The following is a 20,740-nucleotide window of genomic DNA, read 5'->3' on the forward strand; positions in this document are numbered from 1 at the left end:
TGAACCCATCTAATTTAGAATAATTCTCATATGGCTTTAAACAAGCCTTGTATACGTTCTCGGGTACTGGCGTTTCGCCCAGCTGTAACGGCGTATGTAAGCACTTAAATTTCAGGGCAAATCCCTCGTTTACCTGACAGCTTCCCGCGCCTGTCGCTGCCCCCGTTTGGGCGATTAAGCCGCGGTCCGAACTTTCCTGGCTGGAACCCGTGCATGAACCGTCCCCGACACACCCGGCGCGCTCTGCTGGCAGCACTTTGCCTGATCCCCGTGGCGGCCTTTGCCGCCTGGCAACTGATCCCGCCCGGCCGGGATAAATTTGCCACGCTGCAAGTGCACCGGGGCGATATCGAGAGCAGCGTGACGGCCCTGGGCACCCTGCAACCGCGGCGTTACGTCGATGTGGGCGCGCAGGCCTCCGGGCAGATCCGCAAGATTCACGTCGAGGCCGGCGCCCAGGTCAAGGAAGGCGACCTGCTGGTAGAGATCGACCCTGCCACCCAACAAGCCAAGCTCGACGCCACCCGTTACTCCATCGCCAATCTGCAGGCGCAACTGCAAGAGCAGCACGCGCAACACCGCCTGGCCCAGCAGAAATACCAGCGCCAGCAACGCCTGGCCGCCGGCGGCGCCACCCGCGATGAAGACGTTCAGACCGCCCAGGCCGAACTGGACGCCACCCAGGCGCGCATCAATATGTTCAAGGCCCAGATCAGCCAGGCCCAGGCCACGTTGCGGGTGGACCAGGCCGAACTGGGCTATACCCGCATCTATGCGCCGATCTCCGGCACGGTGGTGGCCGTGGATGCCCGCGAAGGCCAGACCCTCAACAGCCAGCAACAGACGCCGCTGATTTTGCGCATTGCCAACCTGTCGCCGATGACCGTCTGGGCGGAAGTCTCGGAGGCCGATATCGGCCATGTCAAACCGGGCATGCAGGCCTATTTCACCACCCTGAGCGGCGGCAACCGGCGCTGGACCAGCACTGTGCGCCAGATCCTCCCGGTGCCGCCCAAGCCCCTCAACGAAACCAGCCAGGGCGGCGGCAGCCCCAGCAGCTCAAACAAGAGCGGCAGCGGCCGCGTAGTGCTCTACACCGTGCTGCTGGATGTGGATAACGCCGACAATGCGCTGATGGCAGAAATGACCGCCCAGGTGTTCTTCGTCGCCAGCCAAGCCATCAATGTGCTGACCGCGCCGGTCGCGGCCCTGCAAGGCAGCACCCGCCCCGACACCCAACTGGCGCGGGTGGTGGCCAAGGATGGACGTATCGAAGACCGCGAAGTACGGGTGGGCATCAGCGATCGCCTGCGCATCCAGGTCCTTGACGGCCTCAATGAAGGCGACCACCTGCTGATCGGCCCCGCCGACAGCAGCGGAGGTTGAATGTTGACGCCACTGATCGAACTGCGCGACATCCGCAAATCCTATGGCGGCGGCGATGCACCCCAGGTCGATGTGCTGCGCGGGATCGACCTGTCGATCCATGCCGGGGAATTCGTGGCGATTGTCGGCGCGTCCGGTTCCGGCAAGTCCACCTTGATGAATATCCTCGGTTGCCTTGACCGGCCCACCGTCGGCCAATACCTGTTCGCCGGGGAAAACGTCGCCCAGTTGGACACTGACGAACTGGCCTGGCTGCGCCGCGAGGCCTTTGGCTTTGTATTCCAGGGCTATCACCTGATCCCGTCCGGCTCGGCCCAGGAAAACGTCGAGATGCCGGCGATTTATGCCGGTACGCCCGCCGCTGAACGCCACGCCCGCGCCGCCGCCCTGCTGACCCGCCTGGGGTTGGCCGGGCGTACCGAAAACCGCCCGCACCAACTGTCCGGCGGCCAGCAGCAACGGGTGTCGATTGCCCGCGCCCTGATGAACGGCGGCCATATCATCCTCGCCGACGAACCCACCGGCGCGCTCGACAGCCACAGCGGCGCCGAGGTCATGAGCCTGCTCGATGAACTGGCCAGCCAGGGCCATGTGGTGATCCTGATCACCCACGACCGCGAAGTGGCGGCCAGGGCCAAGCGCATCATCGAGATCCGCGACGGCCTGATCATCAGCGACACGCCCAATGCCTGCGCCTTATCCACCGCCGCGCCCAACCCCAAGGCGTTGCAGGCGGTGGACTTGCGCCAGCGCCTGGCCGATGGCGCCGAACACAACGGCGCCTGGAAAGCCGAATTGCTGGACGCGGTGCAGGCGGCCTGGCGGGTGATGTGGATCAACCGTTTCCGCACCGCCCTGACCCTGCTGGGGATCATTATCGGCGTGGCCTCGGTGGTGGTGATGCTGGCCGTGGGTGAAGGCAGCAAGCGCCAGGTCATGGCGCAGATGGGCGCCTTTGGCTCCAATATCCTCTACGTCAGCGGCTCGGCCCCCAACCCGCGTACGCCGCCCGGGATTATCACCATGAGCGACGTCGCGGCCATGGCCGCCCTGCCCCAGGTCAAGCGCATCATGCCGGTCAATGGCGCGGAAGCCGGGGTGCGTTTTGGCAATGTGGACCATATGGCTTACGTGGGCGGCAACGACACCAACTTTCCGGCAATCTTCAACTGGCCGGTGGTCGAGGGCAGCTACTTCACCGAAGCGGACGAGCGCGCCGCCGCCACCGTCGCGGTGATTGGCAAACGGGTGCGTGACAAGCTGTTCAAGGACCTGCCGAGCCCCATCGGCCAATACATCCTGATCGAAAACGTGCCGTTCCAGGTGATCGGCGTACTCGCCGAAAAAGGCGCCAGCTCCGGCGACAAGGACAGCGACGACCGTGTCGCCATCCCCTACTCCGCCGCGAGTATCCGCCTGTTCGGCAGCTATAACCCTGAATACGTGGTGATTGCCGCCGCCGATGCGCGCAAGGTCCATGAGGCCGAAAAAGCCATCGACCAGTTGCTGCTGCGCCTGCACAACGGCAAGCGGGATTTCGAACTGACCAACAACGCCGCGATGATCCAGGCCGAGGCCCGCACCCAGAACACCCTGTCGCTGATGCTCGGCTCGATTGCCGCCATCTCGCTGCTGGTGGGCGGCATTGGCGTGATGAATATCATGCTGATGACCGTGCGCGAACGCACCCGGGAAATCGGCATCCGCATGGCCACCGGCGCCCGGCAGCGGGACATCCTGCGCCAGTTCCTCACCGAAGCGGTGATGCTCACGGTGGTCGGCGGGGTGGCGGGGATCGGCCTGGCCCTGCTGGTCGGCGGCGCATTGATCCTCAGCAGCGTGGCGGTCGCCTTTTCGCTGCCCGCCGCCCTGGGCGCCTTCGCCTGTGCACTGGTCACCGGTGTCATCTTCGGCTTTATGCCGGCCCGCAAAGCAGCCCGGCTCGACCCGGTCACGGCCCTTACCAGTGAATGATCGCCCTATGAAAGCGCAGTTGACCCTTATCGCCGCCAGCCTGCTGCTGGCCGCGTGCAGCAGCCCGGCGCCGCGCCCGGACAGCGGCCTGCAAGCACCTGCCGCCTGGAACACCGCGAGCGACGCCGCCCTTGTGCACGTCAACCGGCAATGGTGGACGGCATTTGCCAGCCCACCGCTCAACCAACTGATCGAACAGGCCCGCAGCACCAGCCATGACCTGGCCAGCGCCATGGCCCGGGTACGCCAGGCCCAGGCCAGCGCGGTGGTCGCCGGCGCGCCCTTGCTGCCCGCACTCACGGGCGGGCTCAGCGCCAACCGGCAGAAACAGCTGCGGGGCACGGGCAACAATCAACTGCAAAGCAGCAACAACGACGCGGTGGACTACTTCAGTACGAACCTCACCGCCACCTACGAAATCGACTTCTGGGGCGGCAAGCGTGCTGCACGCGACAGCGCGCAACTGGCCGTGCGCGCCAGCGAATTCGACCGCGCCACGGTGGAGTTGACCCTGCTCAGCGGCGTGGCCACGACCTACACCCAACTGCTGGCACTGCATGAACAACAGCGTATCGCCGAGCTGAACCTGGCCAATGCGCAAAGCGTCCTCAAACTGGTGCAGACCCGCCATGACGCCGGCTCTGCCACCCCGCTGGAACTGGCGCAGCAAAAGAGCCTGGTCGCCGCGCAGCAACGCCAGCTACCGCAAGTGCGCCAACGCACCGAAGCCGCCCGGATCAGCCTGGCAGCCCTGCTCGGCCAACCGGTACAGGCCCTGCAATTTACCGATCAATCCTTTGACCAACTGCGCTGGCCCAGCATTGCTGCCGGAGTCCCCAGCGATCTGCTCAGCCGCCGCCCGGACATCGCCAGCGCCGAAGCACAACTGGCGGCGGCCCAGGCCGACATCATCGTCGCCCGCGCCGCCATGCTGCCCACAGTCACCCTGACCGCCAATCTCAGCTCCGGCGCCAATCGCGCGGCCGATATACTGCGCAACCCGCTCTACAGCCTTACGGGCGGGCTGGTCGCGCCGATCTTCAACAACGGTCGCCTCGGCGCCGAACGCGACAGGGCTACGGCACGCCAGGAAGAATTGCTGCACACCTATCGCGGGGCGATCATCAATGGCTTTGCCGATGTGGAAAAGGCCCTGAACAGCATTCGCCAGCTCGACGAACAACGCCAGTGGCAGCGTGAGGAGTTGAGCCAGGCGCAGACCGCCTTCCGCCTCGCCCAGAGCCGCTATGAGGCCGGCGCGGAAGACTTGCTGACGGTACTGGAAACCCAACGCACGCTCTATGCCGCCCAGGACCTGAACGTGCAACTGCGCCAGGCGCGGCTGGAGGCCAGTGTGGCGCTGTACAAGGCCCTGGGCGGAGGCTGGCAGGCACAGTAGGCGCCGGCTTGCCGGCGCCTACGCTTGAGCCGGGCGGTCAGTGGCGCGCGAACGCTACCCGCAATGCGTCGGCGATCCACTCCAGCGCCTCTTCAGCCTCGTCGACAATCGCCCCCATCCGCATAAAATCATGGGTCATGCCCGCATAAAGCTTCATATCCACCGCCACGCCCGCCGCTTGCAAGTGAGCGGCATAGGCCACCCCTTCGTCATGCAGCGGATCGCACTCGGCCACCGCCAGCAACACCGGCGCCACGTTCGGTGCAATCTGCGCCAACAGCGGTGAAAAGCGCGGATCCAGGCGGTCACTGGGCTCGCCAGCGTAATGCTCATAGAACCAGCTCAGCGTGTCCTTTTCCAAAAGATAGCCCGAGCCATAACGCTGCAACGAAGCGGTCGGGCGGCTGGCATCGGTCACCGGGTAGATCAACACCTGCAAGCACGGCTGGGCCTGGCGCGGATCAACCGCCAACTGATTGCACAACACCGTGGCCAGGCTGGCGCCGACACTGTCACCGGCCACGGCCAGGCGCGTCGGATCGATACCCAGGGCCTCAGCTTCCTGCAACAGCCAGTGCCAGGCGTCCTGGGCATCGTGGACCGCCGTGGGAAATACCCACTCCGGTGCCAGTCGATAACCCACGGCAATCACCACGCAACCGGCCCGCGCCGCCAGCGCACGACACAGCGCATCGTGTGAGTCGAGGCTGCCGACCACATAACCGCCCCCATGGAAATACAACACCGCAGCACTGCTGGCGCCAGGCAGCGCGGCGCTGTACAGGCGCGCGTGCAGGTGGCTGCCGTCACGTACCGTTATCGACAGGTTTTCAACCCGTGGCAACTCCTCGCAGTCAGCCATCATCAACTGGGAGGATTGATCAAACTGTTCACGGGCGGCTTGTGGGCTCAACTGATGCATGGCCGTGCGCTTGCCGCTGTCACGACCGGCACCGACCAATTCAAGGAAGGCGGCAATATCAGGGTTTAACGACATGAAACAACTCCATACTGGCCAGGCGATGCGCCCGGCCAGGTTCAGGTTCAAGCGCTGATGGGGTTCAGCAACCGGGTAAGGGCCTGATCCAGGCTCTCAAGGAAACGCGGATTGCGGGGCACTTCAAAATGCCCGCAAGGCAAGCTCGGACCGCCAGCGTCCTGGCCTATTTGCAGGCTCAATGCCTGGGCCGCCGCTTCATGGCCTGCGGCCCACCAACAATGAGGCGTCGCCTGGATCGGCGGGCACCGGACCAATGCCTGGGACAAATGCTTGAGACGCCGAGCCACGCTGAAGATATGCCCCAGCTCATCCGCCCCCAACACCTGGGACAGCGAGCCTACGGCGACCGTCTGCTGCGCGAGTAAGCCGGCGAACAGTTGACGCAAGCCCGCCGGGCTTTCATCCAGGGTCAGCGGCAGGGTCGCCTGCACGCCAGGCATCATCACCTGGATAAACGCGTGCAGATCCTCCAGCCCCTCATCCCTCTGCGCACCGGGCTCGGTGCCCGGAACGAAACTGTCCATCAGGCCAAGGAACTCGACCTGCTGGCCCTGGCGCTCCAGCTCCGCCGCCATCAATATGGCCAGCGTGCCGCCCAGGGACCAGCCCAGCAAATGGTAAGGCCCCTCGGGTTGCCGTGTGCGCAAGTCAGCGACGTAAGCCACGGCCATGTGCTCCAGCGACTGCTCCTGCCAGTGGGCGTCAAGCAGCATGCGGCACTGAATCGCCTGCACCGAGCGGCGCCCGGCCAACAGCCGCGCCACGGGCTCGTAGTCGAATACCGTGCCAAAGCCGGCGTGTACACAGAACAAGGGGGCCAGTTGCGTCCCCGCCTGATTCATCGTCAGCATCGACGTCGGTTTCGCCTCAGGCGCCGGCGCCTCAGCGCTGCCGGTCAGTTCAGCAATCGTTGGTTTCTGCATCAGGTCGCGCAGTTTCAGACTAAAGCCATGCACCTTCAGCGCACGCGCCTTGGCCACCACTTGCAGGCTGAGGATCGAGTCGCCACCCAGCTCGAAGAAGTTGTCCGTCAGGCCGACCTGCTCGACTTTGAGTACGTTCTGCCAGATCTGCGCCAGGGCTGTCTCCAGCTCGGTGCGCGGCGCGACATAGCCGCGTTGCTGCTGGTTGATATCGGGGTCTGGCAGGCCTTTGCGGTCGAGCTTGCCATTGGGGGTCAGCGGCATACGCGCCAGCACCATCATGTGCGCCGGCACCATGTAGTCCGGCAACTCGCCCCGCAGTTGTTCGCGCAGGTGCTCGCACCAGTTGCGGTCGCCCTGCATGTCCTGGGGCACCACATAGCCGACCAGTTGCTTGCCGCTGCCACCTTCACGGGCGACGACGACGGCGTCCCGCACCCCGGCACAGCCCTTGAGGCGCGATTCGATTTCGCCCAGTTCTATACGGAACCCACGGATCTTCACCTGGTTGTCGATACGGCCCAGATAATCGAAGACCCCATCCTGGCGTTCGCGCACCAAGTCACCGGTACGGTACAAGCGCCCACCGTCGAGGCTGAACGGGTCCACTACAAAACGTTCGGCCGTCAGCCCCGCACGGTCCAGGTAACCCCGGGCCATGCCGTAGCCCCCCAGGTACAACTCACCCGCGACGCCTTTAGGCAAGGGGTTCAGGTCGCTGTCCAGGACATAGGTGCTGCGCGCACCGACCTTGCTGCCAATGGGCGCGTAAGCCGCCCCGCAGGTGTCGTCGGGCCCCGCCTTCCAGATCAGCGGCGTGACCACGGTTTCGGTCGGGCCATAGCCGTTGATGATGAACTGCGGTTGCAAGGCTCGCTGTGCCAGGGCCAGGCTGGCCTGCGGCACCGCATCCCCGCCAAAGCAATAGATGCGCACCGCCGGCGGGTTACCTTCACGCTCGGCATGCTCGGCCAACTGTTGCAGGTACACCGGCGGGAACGCCGCGACGCTCACGCGATGCTGGTGCAAGGCCGCAAAGGTCTGTTCCGGCGTCCACAGGTTGTCATCGCGAATCAACAGGCGCCCGCCGTGCGTCAGCGTGGTCAGCCAGCGCTCATGGGCACCGTCGAAGGCAAAGGACATAAACAGCAATTCGCAGTCTTCAGGCCCCATGCTGTAGCGCTCGCCAATCGCCCGGCAATGCATGGCCAGCGGACCATGGGCCACTGCCACGCCTTTGGGCAGGCCGGTAGACCCCGAGGTGTAGATCACGTAGGCCAGGTTTTGCGCGTGCAGCGGCACTTGCGGGTCTGTCGCGGGCCGGTCGGCGAGGTCCAGTCGATCGAGTTCCAGCACCCGCACATGGGCCAATACCGGCAGCGTCTGGCGCAACGCGGTGTCGGTCAGCAGCAAGGCAATCCCGGAGTCTTCCATCAGGTAGGCCAGACGCTCCTTGGGGTAGCCGGTGTCCAGCGGCACATAGGCGCCACCGGCCTTGAAGACCGCGAGCAAGGCCACGATCAACGACTCGCCGCGTGGCATGGCCACCCCCACTCGCACCTCTGGCCCCACGCCTTCGGCGACCAACAGGTGCGCCAGGCGGTTGGCGGCGGCGTCCAGTTCGGCATAGCCGCACACGGTCTCGCCAAACAACACGGCAGGTTGCTGCGGCGCACGGGCGGCATGCCGGGCAATACGCTGGTGCACATACAGGCCATCGAATCCGGCCTCCACCGGCTGCGCCTCGCCAGTCAGTGCCTCAGGCAGACCGAGAGTGCCCAACAGCTGATGCGCATTGCTCGCCAGTTGTTCCAGCAGCCCTTCCATGTTGCGGCGAATGCTCTGCACCGAGGCTTCGTCGAAATGCGCCTGCAAGTACATGTACTCGATGACCAGGCCGTCTTCGAGCGTCACCATCAGGTCCATCGGGATGTCAGTGCGCCCGTAGCTGCCGGTCTCGCCAAAGCGCAGGCGTGGATCCTCGACCGCATTGAGGGCCTGGTCGACCGGGTGGTTTTCAAACACGATAATGCTGTCGAACAAGGCCTGGCCACTGCGCCCGGCCCAGCGTTGTACATCGGACAGCGGCGTGTACTCGCGTTCGCGCAGTTGCAGGTTGTAATCCTGGATTTCGCGTAGCCAGTCACCCACTGGGCGCGCAGGATCGATCACTTGAATCACCGGCAGGGTGTTGATGAACAACCCCAGCATGCGTTCGGAATCGGCCAGTTCAGCCGGACGCCCGGCAACCGTGGCGCCGAACGCCACGCTGCTCTGGCCGCTGTAGCGACTGAGCAAGATCAGCCAGGCCGCTTGCACCAGGGTATTGAGCGTGACGTGCTGGGCTTGCGCAAAACCTTTCAAGCGTTCGGTCGCGGCCTCGCCCAGGCGGCTGTACAACGCATGATGGCCGTGGCCGCGTTGCCCGGTCGCAAACGCATTGGCCAGGTAGGTCGGCGCGTCCAGGCGTGCCAACTGCTGGCTCCAGAACGCCTGGCTGGCCTGTGGGTCTTGCTGGCGCAGCCAGGCGATGTAATTGCGATAGGCCACAGGCTCCGGCAACGCTGCGCCCGAGTAGTGCTGCAGGATCTCTCCCAGCAGTTGCGACACGCTCCAGCCGTCGATCAGCAAGTGGTGATAGGTCCAGACCATCTGGTAGCTGTCGGGCCCCAGCCGTGCCAGGACAATGCGCTGCAACGGCGGGCGCTCCAGATCGAAGCCCCGTTCACGCTCATCGCGGGCCAACTGCTCCAGGCGTTGGGGCAAATCGTTGGCGCCTTGCAGGTCCAACTCGACCAATGGCAGCTCAAGGCGCGCCATGACAAATTGCAACGGCTGCTCCAGGCCTTGCCAGACAAAGCCGGTGCGCAAAATGGCATGCCGCTCGCAAGCCGCGCCCCAGGCGCGTTTGAAGCGCTCGACATCCAGGCCCTGCACCGGAATGCTCAACTGGTTGATGTAGAGCTCGGCATCCGGCGCATTCAGCCCGAGGAACAACATACCCTGCTGCATGGGCGACAAGGGATACAGCTGTTCGATACGCTCCAGAGGCAACCCAAGCCCCTGCAACTGTTCATCGCTGAGCCCATGCAACGGTTGTTCGCTAAAGGTGCTGTCAGCCGCAATCGCCGGTACAGCCCAGCGGATATGCCGGGCCAGGGCCTCGATGCTACGGTGCTGGAAAATATCCCGGGGGCTCAGCTCCAGGCCCGCCTGACGGGCACGGCTGACCACCTGGATCGAGCTGATGGAGTCGCCCCCCAGGGCAAAGAAGTTATCGCTCACCCCAACCTGACGACCCCCCAACACACCTTGCCAGATCTCGGCCAGCAGACGTTCGACCTCGCTGCCGGGCGCGACGAACGCCGATTGGGCCAATGCCTGGTCCGGCACCGGCAGGGCCTTGCGGTCCAGCTTGCCGTTGGGAGTCAACGGCATGCGCTCAAGCAATACCAGGGCAGACGGCACCATGTAATCGGCCAGGTTGATGCTCAATTGCTCGCTCAGCTGGCTGACGAAATCCGCCTGGCGCGGTTGTTCGGCCGCCAGCAGCCAGCGGTCTTGAGGCACCACATAACCGACCAGGCGCGGCCCGGTGGGTCCGGGAACAGCCACCACCACGGCCTCGACAACGCTGGTTTGCTCCAGCAGACGCGCTTCGATCTCTCCCAACTCGATGCGGAACCCACGGATCTTCACCTGATGGTCGATCCGGCTGATGTAGTCGATCACCCCGTCTGCGCGGTAGCGCGCCAGGTCACCGGTGCGGTAGAAACGCCCGCCCGGCTCGCCATAGGGGTTGGGCAGGAAACGCTCGGCAGTCAGCCCCGGGCGCTCGAAATAGCCGCGCGCCAGGCCATCGCCACCGATCAACAGCTCGCCGGCCACACCCACCGGGTTGGCCGACAGGTCTTCACCGAGGATGTACAGCGAGGTGTTATTGATCGCCTTGCCCAGGAATGGCTGGCTGTGTTCGCCCGTCAACGGCTGCAAGGCCGACCAGATGGTGGTTTCGGTCGGGCCATACAGGTTCCAGGTTTGCGCCCCCAGGGCCGTCATGCGCTGCGCCAGCTCATCGGCCAGCGCCTCGCCGCCGCACAGCAAGCGCCGGCCCGCCAGGGCCCCCGCGTTGGGGCTTTCCAGCAACATGCGCCAGGTCGAGGGCGTGGCTTGCAGCAGCGTGATGCCCTGCTCTTGCACCTGTTGCAGGATCAATTCGGGATCGCGCTGGGTGTCCTGGCTGGCCAGTACCACACGGGCGCCGACCAGCAACGGCGCGTACAACTCCAGGCCGAAGATATCGAAGGAGAACGTGGTCAGCGACAGCAGGCGATCCTGCGCAGCGATCCCCGGCGCGGCGGCCATGCTGACGATGAAGTTGGTCAGCGCGCCATGGCGCACCATCACGCCCTTGGGCTTGCCGGTGGAGCCGGAGGTGTAGATCGCATAGGCGAGGTTTTCCGGGTCCAATGCGACCTGCGGGTTCGCCGTGCTGTAGCCGTCCAGGGCCTGACCCAAATCCAATACCTGCACATCAGCCGGGGTCGGCAAGGCCAAATGGGCCTGGCTCAACAGCAGTTTGAGGCCGCTGTCTTCGATCATGTAGGTCAAGCGATCCTGCGGGTAGTCCGGGTCCAGCGGCACATAGGCACCACCAGCCTTGAGCACCGCCAGCAGGCCGATAACCATATCCAGCGAACGCTCGAGCGCCACGCCCACCAGCACATCCGGGCCAACACCTAGCTCCATCAGGCGGTGTGCCCACTGGTTGGCCCGGGCGTTGAGTTCGGCGTAGCTCAGTGCTTGCTCGGCAAACACCAGCGCCAGGGCCTCGGGGGTACGCGCCGCCTGTTCCTCGATCAACTGTTGGATGCACTGCCCGGCCGGGTAGGCCACGGCGCTGCGGTTCCAGTCATGCAGCATTTGCTGCTGGCTGGCCGCAAACAGCTTGAGTTCGCCCAGCGGACTGCCCGCTGCCACCTCAAGCATCTGCTCAAGCACCGCCAGCAGTTGTTCGCTCACCTGAGCAATGCTCGAAGCCGCGAAATGCCCACACTGGTAACTGAAGTTGAACGCCAGGGTCTGACCGACGCCAATCATCACGGTCAACGGGTAGTTGGTCCGCTCGAAATAACTGACGTTCTTGAACACCAGTTCCTGCGGTGCTTCTTGCTCCAGCACCGCAGACACCGGGTAGTTCTCGAACACCAACAGGCTGTCGAACAGGTCACCACCGTCTTGCCCTGCCCAGCGCTGAATGTCGAACAGCGGCGTGTATTCGTACTCACGCAGGCGTAGGTTCAACTGCTGCACACTGTGTAACCAGCTTTCCAGGCTTTGTTCCGGTTGTGGGCTGGCAATCACCGGCAGCGTGTTGATGAACAGCCCGATCTGTTGTTCGACGCCCTTGAGGTCCGCTGGGCGCCCGGACACGGTGGCCCCGAACGCCACGCTCGCTTGCCCGGTATAACGCTTGAGCAGCAACAGCCAGGCCGCCTGGACCAGGGTGTTGAGGGTGACTTTGTGAGCCTGGGCCAGACTGCGCAGACGCTGGGTGGTGGGCTCGTCCAATACTTGGCGTTGCTCGCCATAGAGTGTCTGCACACCGGCAACCGGTGTGTATGCAATCGCACGGGCCAGGTGGGTCGGCTCATTGAGCGCCAGCAGTTGCTCTTTCCAGAAGCGCTCGCTGGCCTCGGCATCCTGGCGTTGCAGCCACTGAATGTAGTCACGATAGCGGCCGGCATTCAACGCCAGCGCTTCACCGCTGTAGCGCTGCAGCACCTCACCCATCAACTGCGAGGCACTCCAGCCGTCCATAAGGATATGGTGGTTGGTATAGATCAAGTGATAACGCTGTGCATCGACGCGTACCAGCACCAGGCGCAACAGCGGCGCCTGCGACAAATCAAAGCCCTGCGCCAGCTCGGCCAAGGCCCGGGCATCCAGTGCGGCTTCGAGGTCGGCACGCCCTTGCCAGTCCAATACCGTGAACGGCACGCTGACGTGTGGGTGAACCACCTGCACCGGTTGCTCCAGGCTGCCCTGCCAGATAAAGCTGGTACGCAACACATCGCGGGCATCCATCGTGGCTTGCCAGGCCGCCTTGAAACGCTGCGGATCGAGGCCCTCGACATCCAGCCGGACCTGGTTGGTGTAGCTGCCGCCCTGTGGTTCATACAAGGCATGGAACAACATGCCGCGCTGCATCGGCGACAACGCGTACACATCCTCCATCGCCTCGGCGCTGACCGGCAACGCGTCCAGTTGCTGCTGGCTCAGGTTCGCCAGCGGGAAGTCCGACGGTGTCAGCCCACGATGCTGCGGCTGGCAACAATGCTCGATCAGTTGCTTAAGCTCCCGGGCGTATTCATCGGCCAGGCGCTGGATCACCGGTTCACTGAACATCTGCTCACTGAAGGTCCACCCCAGGCTCAGCTCACCGCCATACACTTGGCCATTGAGCGACAACCAGTTGCCCAATGACGCCAGCGGGCTGTGCTCGGCGCCTTTGGCTTCAGTGGCCGGGACAAACAGCCCAGCGTCCTCGGCATCGAAACTGCCGTCGAACTGCCCCAGGTAGTTGAAGGTAATGCGCGGCACTGCCTGTTGACTCAGGGCCTGGCGCGTCGGCTCGTCGCCCAGGTAACGCAACAGGCCAAAGCCGATCCCGCGGTCCGGTACCGCACGCAGTTGCTCCTTGATCTGTTTGATCGAGTCGGCAATCGCGTCGGCGGGCGTCAGCTTGACCGGGAACATACTGGTGAACCAGCCCAGAGTGCGGGTCAGGTCCAACGGCTCGGACAACTCCTCACGACCATGGCCCTCAAGCTGGATCAACGTTGAGCCCTGCCCGGTCCAGCGGCAGACCACCCGCGCCAACGCGGCCAACAGCAAGTCGTTGATCTGGGTCCGATAGGCTGCGGCCGTGTCTTGCAACAACTGGCGGGTCAGGGTTGAGTCCAGGCGCGTGTAGACCGTCTGGGCGTGACAGTTTTGCAGTGAGCCTTGCGGGTTGTCGCAAGGCAGTTGCACGGCATCGGCCAGCCCCTGGGCCTGCCAGTAGGGCAACTGTTGCCGTAAAGCGGCGCTCTGGCTATAGGCCTGCACGTGCTCGACCCAGCGTTTGAATGACACCGTCTTGGGGCTAAACAGCACCGCCTGTTCTGCCAACAGCTGCTTGTAGGCACCTTGCAGGTCCTCCAGCAGAATGCGCCAGGACACACCGTCCACCACCAAGTGATGCACCACCAGTAACAGGCGCTGCTGGGCATTGGGCAACTCAAAGAGCACGGCGCGCAGGAGTGGCCCCTGCTCCAGGTCGAGACTGCCCTGGGCCTGGTCGGCAAGCCGTTCCAGCTCGTCCAGGTCGGCCACGGTTTTGTGCCAGAGCGGCGCGGGCATCTGCTGCTGTTGCGCCAGGGAGCGATAGCGGGCCGTCAGGGTCTGCGGATCAAAGCTCAGGCGCAACCCGTCGTGATGACTGATCAGCGCCTGCAAGGCCTGCTCAAGGCATTGCGGGTCCAAAGGGTTCAAGGGCTTGAGCAACACCGATTGGTTCCAGCGCTGACGCTCGGCAATGGCCTGTTCAAAGAACCACTGCTGCACCGGCAACAGGGCGCTGGTCCCGCTTATCGGGCCTTGCTCACCGAGTACGTCCGGTTCGCCGACCTCGGCCACCCTCGCCAGGCGCTGCACGGTTTGTTGCTGGAACAAGTCTTTGGGGGTAAAGCGAATGCCCGCCTGACGCGCCCGGCTGACCACCTGGATCGAGATGATCGAGTCGCCACCCAGGGTAAAGAAGTTATCGGTGACCCCGACCTGTTCCAGCTTGAGGATGTCCTGCCAGATCGCCACCAGCTGGCGCTCCAGGGCATTGCCCGGGGCGAGATAAGCCCGCAGGTTCTGGGTCAGGTCCGGGGCCGGCAAAGCCTTGCGGTCGAGCTTGCCATTGGGGGTCAGCGGCAACTGGTCGAGGAACACCACATGCGCCGGCACCATGTACTCCGGCAAGTGCTCCTTGAGTTGCGCCTTGATCGCCTCGCCCAGGGCGGCCGGCCCTGCGCTGGCACTGACCGATGCCACCAGATAGGCCACCAACTGCTGGCCGCTGGCCCCGTCGATCGCCAACACCACGCCTTCGCGCACCGACTCAAGAGCCAGCAACCGCGCCTCGATTTCCCCCAATTCGATACGGAAGCCACGCACCTTGACCTGATGGTCGATGCGCCCAACGTATTCGAGCACGCCATCGGCGCGGTAACGGGTCAGGTCGCCGGTACGGTACAGACGCTCGCCCGTGGTCGAGAACGGGTTGGGCACATAGCGCTCGGCAGTCAGGCCGGGGCGGAACAGGTAGCCACGGGTAATGCCTTCGCCCGCCAGGTACAGCTCGGCCGCGACGCCCACCGGTACGCTTTGCAACTGGCGGTCCAGCAAGTAGCTGGCGGTGTTGGCCAGGGGCCGGCCAATATTGGCCGACGCCCCGCGGCCGCGCCGGGTCCAGGTCGAATAGGTGGTGTCTTCCGATGGGCCATACAAGTCATAGACGTGCGCCACCGTGGGCTGCGCGTAGAGGACTTCTACCAGCGCCTGCTTCAGCGGTTCGCCAGCCAGGTTGATGATGCGCACACTGGCAGGAATCTGCCCGGCCCGCTGCAGGGCGGCAATCGCCGACGGCACGGTGTTGATCAGGCGCACTTGATCGCGGGCCGCCAGCTCAGGCAGCTCCAGGGCATTGCGCGCCATGATGAGTGAGCCGCCACTGGCCAGAGTGACGAAAATTTCCCAGACCGACAGGTCGAAACACACCGACGTCGAGGCCAGGACACCTTGCAGGTCAGCCTGGCGGTACACCTGCTGCGACCAGTGGATCAGCGCCAGCACGTTACGGTGGGCAATCGCCACGCCCTTGGGTTTGCCCGTGGAGCCGGAGGTGTAAATCACATAGGCCAGGTTCGACGAGTGCCCACGCGGCCCCGGGTTGTGCTCAGGATACCCGGCAAATTCATGGCCACCGGCCTCCACCAGCAGTACCTGGGCGTCCCCCTGGGGTAGTTGTGCCAGCAAGCCGGCCTGGGTCAACAACACCTTGGCCTGGCTGTCTTCAAGCATGTAGGCCACACGCTCCTGCGGGTAATCCGGGTCCAGCGGCACATAGGCGCCACCGGCCTTCAAGACCGCCAGCAAGGCAATCACCAACTCGCTGGAGCGCGGCATCGCCACACCCACCCGGACTTCCGCGGCAATCCCCAACTCGATCAGACGGTGTGCCAACTGGTTGGCCCGCGCATTGAGTTGGGCGTAACTGAGGGTGTGCTCGCCCGACACCAGGGCCAGGGCCTCCGGTTGTTGCGCCGCGCGCGCTTCGATCAGATGCTGGATACCGGGCTGATCGGCAAAGGGCGAAGCGTTGGCATTCCAGTCGTGACTGATCAGTTGCACCTCGTGGGCGCTGAGTAGCGCCAGCTCGGCCACCGACTGCTGCGGATGGCTGACAATCCCCTCCAGCAGGGTTTGCCAGTGCAAGGCCAGGCGCTCGATGGTCGCGGCCTCGAACAGGTCAGTGGCATAGATCAGTGACGCCGACACCCCGTCTTCGGATTCAAAGGTGTTCAAGGTCAGGTCAAATTGCGCGGTGGTGCTCTCCCAGCCCAAGCCTTCGACCTGCAGCGCGCCCAGTTGAGTGCTGTGCTGGACCTGAGGGTCCTGGCTCTGATGGTTGAACATCACCTGGAACAACGGGTTATGGCTCAGGCTGCGCTCGGGTTGCAAGCGGTCGACCAACTGCTCGAACGGCAGGTCCTGCCAGGCCTGGCCGGCCAGTGCGGTGCGGCGTACCTGGCCGAGCAAGTCGCGAAACGACAGGCCTTCGCTGAACTGCGCCTTGAGCACCTGGGTATTGACGAAGAAGCCAATCAGGCCCTCGGTCTCCAGCCGGTTACGGTTGGCGATGGGCACCCCGACCCGAATGTCGTTTTGCCCGCTGTAGCGATGTAACAAGGCCTGGAACGAAGCCAGCAGCAGCATGAACAGCGTGACCTGCTCGCGCTGGGCCAACTGCTTCAACGCCATGCCCAACCCTGGGCGCAACGGGATATGAATTTGCGCGCCACGGTAGCTCTGCTGGGCCGGGCGCGGGTGATCGGTCGGCAACTCCAGCACGGGCTGCTCACCGGCCAGTTGCTCCAGCCAGTAGGCCAGTTGACGCTCGCGCTCGCCGCTGTCCATCCACTGGCGCTGCCACAGTGCATAGTCGGCGTACTGGATCGGCAAGGCCGGCAGTTGCACGTCCCGGCCCTGGCTGTACCCGGCATAGCGTTCAATCAACTCATCCACGGTCACTTTCATCGACCAGCGGTCGGAGACGATATGGTGCTGGGTCACGATCAGCACGTAGTCATCGCTGGCCAATTGCAGCAGCCTGGCCCGCAGCAACGGGCCTTGTTGCAGATTGAACAACTGGCTGATTTCCTCATCGACCCGGGCCTTGAGGCGGCTATCGAAATCGGCTGTGGGGCCAAAGGGCTCGACGGCGAGGGTCAGTGTCATCTCGGGCTGAATCACCTGCACGGTGCGCCCATCGGCCTCGATAAACTGCGTGCGCAGGCTCTCATGACGCGCCAGCAGCGCGTTGAAACTGCGCTGCAAAGCAGCCACATCCAGTACGCCGCGCAGGCGTAACGCCGTCGGAATATGGTAGGCGGCGCTGTCCGGGTCCAACTGCCAGAGGAACCATTGGCGCTCTTGGGCATAGGACAGCGGCAACGCTTGATCGCGCACGACCCGGGTCAACGCCGGGGCCTGCACACTCGACGCTTCTGGCTCCAGGGCCTGGACAAAGGCCTGCAAGGTGCTGTGTTCAAACAAGGTGCGCAGCGGGACTTCCACGCCCAGCAACTGCCGCACCCGCGACATGACCTGGGTGGCCAGCAACGAGTGCCCGCCCAACTCAAAGAAGTTGTCCGTCAGCCCCACTTGCTCCAGCTTGAGTACTGCCTGCCAGATCTGCGCCACTTGGCGCTGGCGTTCGGTGCTCGGCGCCACATAGTGCTTTTGCACCTGGCTGGCGTCCGGCTTGGGCAGGGCCTTGCGGTCCAGCTTGCCGTTGGGCGTCAGCGGCAGGCGCTCCATGAACAGCCAGTGCTGCGGCACCATATAGTCCGGCAGTTGTTGCTGCAGGCGGTGTTTCAGCGCTTCACGCAAGCTGTCTTGTGCCGCCTCAGGCGCCACCAGGTAACTGACCAGCACCGGACCGTGCGCACCGTCCTGGGCCACCACCACGGCTTCGCGCACCTCGGTGTGCTCCAGCAGACGCGCTTCGATCTCTCCCAACTCGATGCGGAACCCACGGATTTTCACCTGATGGTCGATCCGGCTGATGTAGTCGATCACCCCATCCGCCCGGTAGCGCGCCAGGTCGCCGGTGCGGTAGAAGCGCCCGCCCGGTTCGCCATAGGGGTTGGGCAGGAAGCGCTCGGCAGTCAGCCCCGGGCGCTCGAAGTAGCCGCGTGCCAGGCCATCGCCACCGATCAGCAGCTCGCCGGCCACCCCCACCGGGTTGGCCGACAGGTCTTCACCGAGGATGTACAGCGAGGTGTTATTGATCGCCTTGCCCAGGTACGGCTGGCTGTGTTCGCCCGTCAACGGCTGCAAGGCCGACCAGATGGTGGTCTCGGTCGGGCCATACAGGTTCCAGGTCTCGGCCCCCAGGGCCGTCATGCGCTGCGCCAGCTCATCGGCCAGCGCTTCACCGCCGCACAGCAAGCGCCGGCCCGCCAGGACGCCCGCGTTGGGGCTTTCCAGCAACATGCGCCAGGTCGAGGGCGTGGCTTGCAGTACCGTGATGCCCTGCTCTTGCACCTGCTGCAGAATCAATTCGGGATCGCGCTGGGTGTCCTGGCTGGCCAGTACCACCCGGGCGCCAACCATCAATGGCGCGTACAGCTCCAGGCCGAAGATGTCGAAGGAGAACGTGGTCAGCGACAGCAGGCGATCCTGCGCAGCGATCCCCGGCGCGGCGGCCATGCTGACGATGAAGTTGGTCAGCGCGCCATGACGCACCATCACGCCCTTGGGCTTGCCGGTGGAGCCGGAGGTGTAGATCGCATAGGCGAGGTTTTCCGGGTCCAGCGCGACCTGTGGGTTCGCCGTGCTGTAGCCGTCCAGGGCCTGGCCCAGGTCCAACGCCTGCACATGGGCCGGGATCGGCAAGGCCAGGTGGGCCTGGCTCAGCAGCAACGTGAGGCCGCTGTCTTCGATCATGTAGGCCAGGCGATCCTGCGGGTAATCCGGGTCCAGCGGCACATAGGCGCCACCGGCCTTGAGCACCGCCAGCAGGCCGATAACCATATCCAGCGAACGCTCGAGCGCTACACCCACCAGCACATCCGGGCCAACGCCTAGCGCCATCAAGCGGTGTGCCCACTGGTTGGCCCGGGCATTGAGTTCGGCGTAGTTCAGTGCTTGCTCGGCAAACACCAGCGCCAGGGCCTCGGGGGTACGCGCCGCCTGTTCCTCGATCAACTGCTGGATGCACTGCCCGGCCGGGTAGGCCACGGCGCTGCGGTTCCAGTCTTCGAGGATCACCCGCTCGTCTGCGGCGGCCAGCAACGGCAATTGGGCAATGCGCTGCGTCGGGTCAGCCACCACGGCCTGCAACAGGCGCTGCCAGTGTTGTGCCAGGCGCTCGATGGTGCTGGCGTCGAACAGATCCGTGGCGTACTTGAGCACCGCTTCGATGCCATGGGCATGTTCGACCGTGTTGAGCACCAGGTCGAACTGGGCCGTCTGGCTTTGCCATTCCAGGCGCTCAATGCTCAGTTCGCCCAGGCCGGTTTGCGCAGCGTTGCGGCTTTCGGCCTGGTGATTGAACATCACCTGGAACAATGGGCTGTGGCTCAGGCTGCGCCCGGGCTGCAACGCCTCCACCAGTTGCTCGAACGGCAGGTCCTGGTGGGCCTGGGCATCCTGGGCGGTCTGGCGCACCTGGCGCAGCAACTCGATGAAGGAGCCCTGGCCATCGATATCCGCCTTGAGCACCTGAGTATTGACGAAGAAGCCGATCAAACGCTCGATTTCAGCGCGCCCCCGATTGGCCACAGGCACACCAACGCGAATGTCTTCCTGACCAGTGTAACGGTGCAACAGCGCCTGGAATGACGCCAGCAACAGCACAAACAGCGTGGTGTTTTCCCGCTTGGCCAGGGCCTTGAGGCCTTCGGCGAGCGCCGCATCCAGAATCAGGCCACAGCTGGCCCCGGCAAAACTCTGCAACGCCGGCCGTGGGAAATCGGTCGGCAGTTCCAGCACCGGTTGTTCACCGCCAAGTTTGTCTTGCCAATAGGCCAGTTGCCGCTCTTGCTCGCCGGCCTCCATCCACTGGCGCTGCCATTGCGCGTAGTCGGGATACTGGATCGTCAACTCCGGCAGCTGGACGGCCTGGCCCTGGCTGAAGCCTGTATAAAACTGCACCAGCTCCTCGACCATGACCTGCATCGACCAGCCGTCGGAGACGATGTGATGCAAGGTCATCACCAGCACATGGTCATCTGCGGCCAGACGCAACAAACGCGCGCGTATCAGCGGGCCTGCCTGCAAATCAAAGAGTTTGCCGGTTTCCTCGGCAACGAATGCCTGCAAGTGAGCCTCCAGGGACTCGCCCTGCGGCAGGTGCAGTTCATCGATAGCCAATGCAAAAGGCCCTGGGGGCAGGATCACTTGCAAGGGTTGATCATCTTGTTGAGTGAACACGCTGCGCAGGCTTTCGTGTCGGTCGACCAGGGCCTCGATGCTGCGTTGCAACGCAGCAGTATCCAGCCGCCCCTTGAGTCGCAGGGCCGTCGGGATGTTATAAGCCGTGCTCTGCGGCGCCCACTGCCAGAGGAACCATTGCCGTTGCTGGGCATAGGACAGCAACAGCGGTTCTTCGGCCGCGCGCTGGAAAACCGGGGCAATCGTAAAAAGGTTCAGGCCTTTCTGCTTGAGCAGAACGGCCAGCGCCTTTCTTTGTTTGGCCGAAAGTTTTCCTACCGACTCGATTAGCTCTTGCACGCGTTG

At 64.2% G+C, this 20,740-nt stretch carries 5 protein-coding genes; 3 read left to right on the forward strand and 2 right to left on the reverse strand.

Translation table 11 applies throughout. The annotated features are described in order from the left end of the window. Positions 1-213 precede the first annotated feature (213 nt). The 3 genes from AO268_RS27100 to AO268_RS27110 are packed head-to-tail and all read left to right on the forward strand — an operon-like array spanning position 214 to position 4,759. Positions 214-1,386 (forward strand): efflux RND transporter periplasmic adaptor subunit, encoded by a 1,173-nt coding sequence (locus AO268_RS27100; RefSeq protein ID WP_099170403.1) that lies wholly within the window; start codon positions 214-216, stop codon positions 1,384-1,386. Next, positions 1,387-3,360, forward strand: coding sequence for a MacB family efflux pump subunit (locus AO268_RS27105; RefSeq protein WP_076963940.1), 1,974 nt, complete (start codon positions 1,387-1,389; stop codon positions 3,358-3,360). 7 nt (positions 3,361-3,367) lie between these two features. Further along, entirely contained in the window at positions 3,368-4,759 is a 1,392-nt protein-coding gene (locus tag AO268_RS27110) for an efflux transporter outer membrane subunit (RefSeq protein ID WP_099170404.1), read from the forward strand. Between the two features lie 37 nt (positions 4,760-4,796). Here the strand turns inward: AO268_RS27110 and AO268_RS27115 are convergent, their stop codons facing one another. Both AO268_RS27115 and AO268_RS27120 read right to left on the reverse strand, forming a co-directional pair. Then, entirely contained in the window at positions 4,797-5,756 is a 960-nt protein-coding gene (locus AO268_RS27115) for an alpha/beta hydrolase (RefSeq protein ID WP_099170405.1), read from the reverse strand. Between the two features lie 47 nt (positions 5,757-5,803). After that, on the reverse strand, positions 5,804-20,734 hold the full coding sequence (locus AO268_RS27120; RefSeq protein WP_099170406.1) for a non-ribosomal peptide synthetase: 14,931 nt from the start codon (positions 20,732-20,734) through the stop codon (positions 5,804-5,806). Positions 20,735-20,740 lie beyond the last annotated feature (6 nt).

It is taken from the genome of Pseudomonas sp. ICMP 8385 (genome assembly GCF_002699915.1).
Classification (GTDB): Bacteria; Pseudomonadota; Gammaproteobacteria; order Pseudomonadales; family Pseudomonadaceae; genus Aquipseudomonas; species Aquipseudomonas gessardii.

What these genes read in the sequence shown, in the direction of transcription:
- AO268_RS27100 (WP_099170403.1), top strand. Translation starts at nt 214, where the DNA reads ATGAACCGTCCCCGACACACCCGGCGCGCTCTGCTGGCAGCACTTTGC.
- AO268_RS27110 (WP_099170404.1), top strand. Translation starts at nt 3,368, where the DNA reads ATGAAAGCGCAGTTGACCCTTATCGCCGCCAGCCTGCTGCTGGCCGCG.
- AO268_RS27105 (WP_076963940.1), top strand. Translation starts at nt 1,387, where the DNA reads ATGTTGACGCCACTGATCGAACTGCGCGACATCCGCAAATCCTATGGC.
- AO268_RS27115 (WP_099170405.1), bottom strand. Translation starts at nt 5,756, where the DNA reads ATGTCGTTAAACCCTGATATTGCCGCCTTCCTTGAATTGGTCGGTGCC.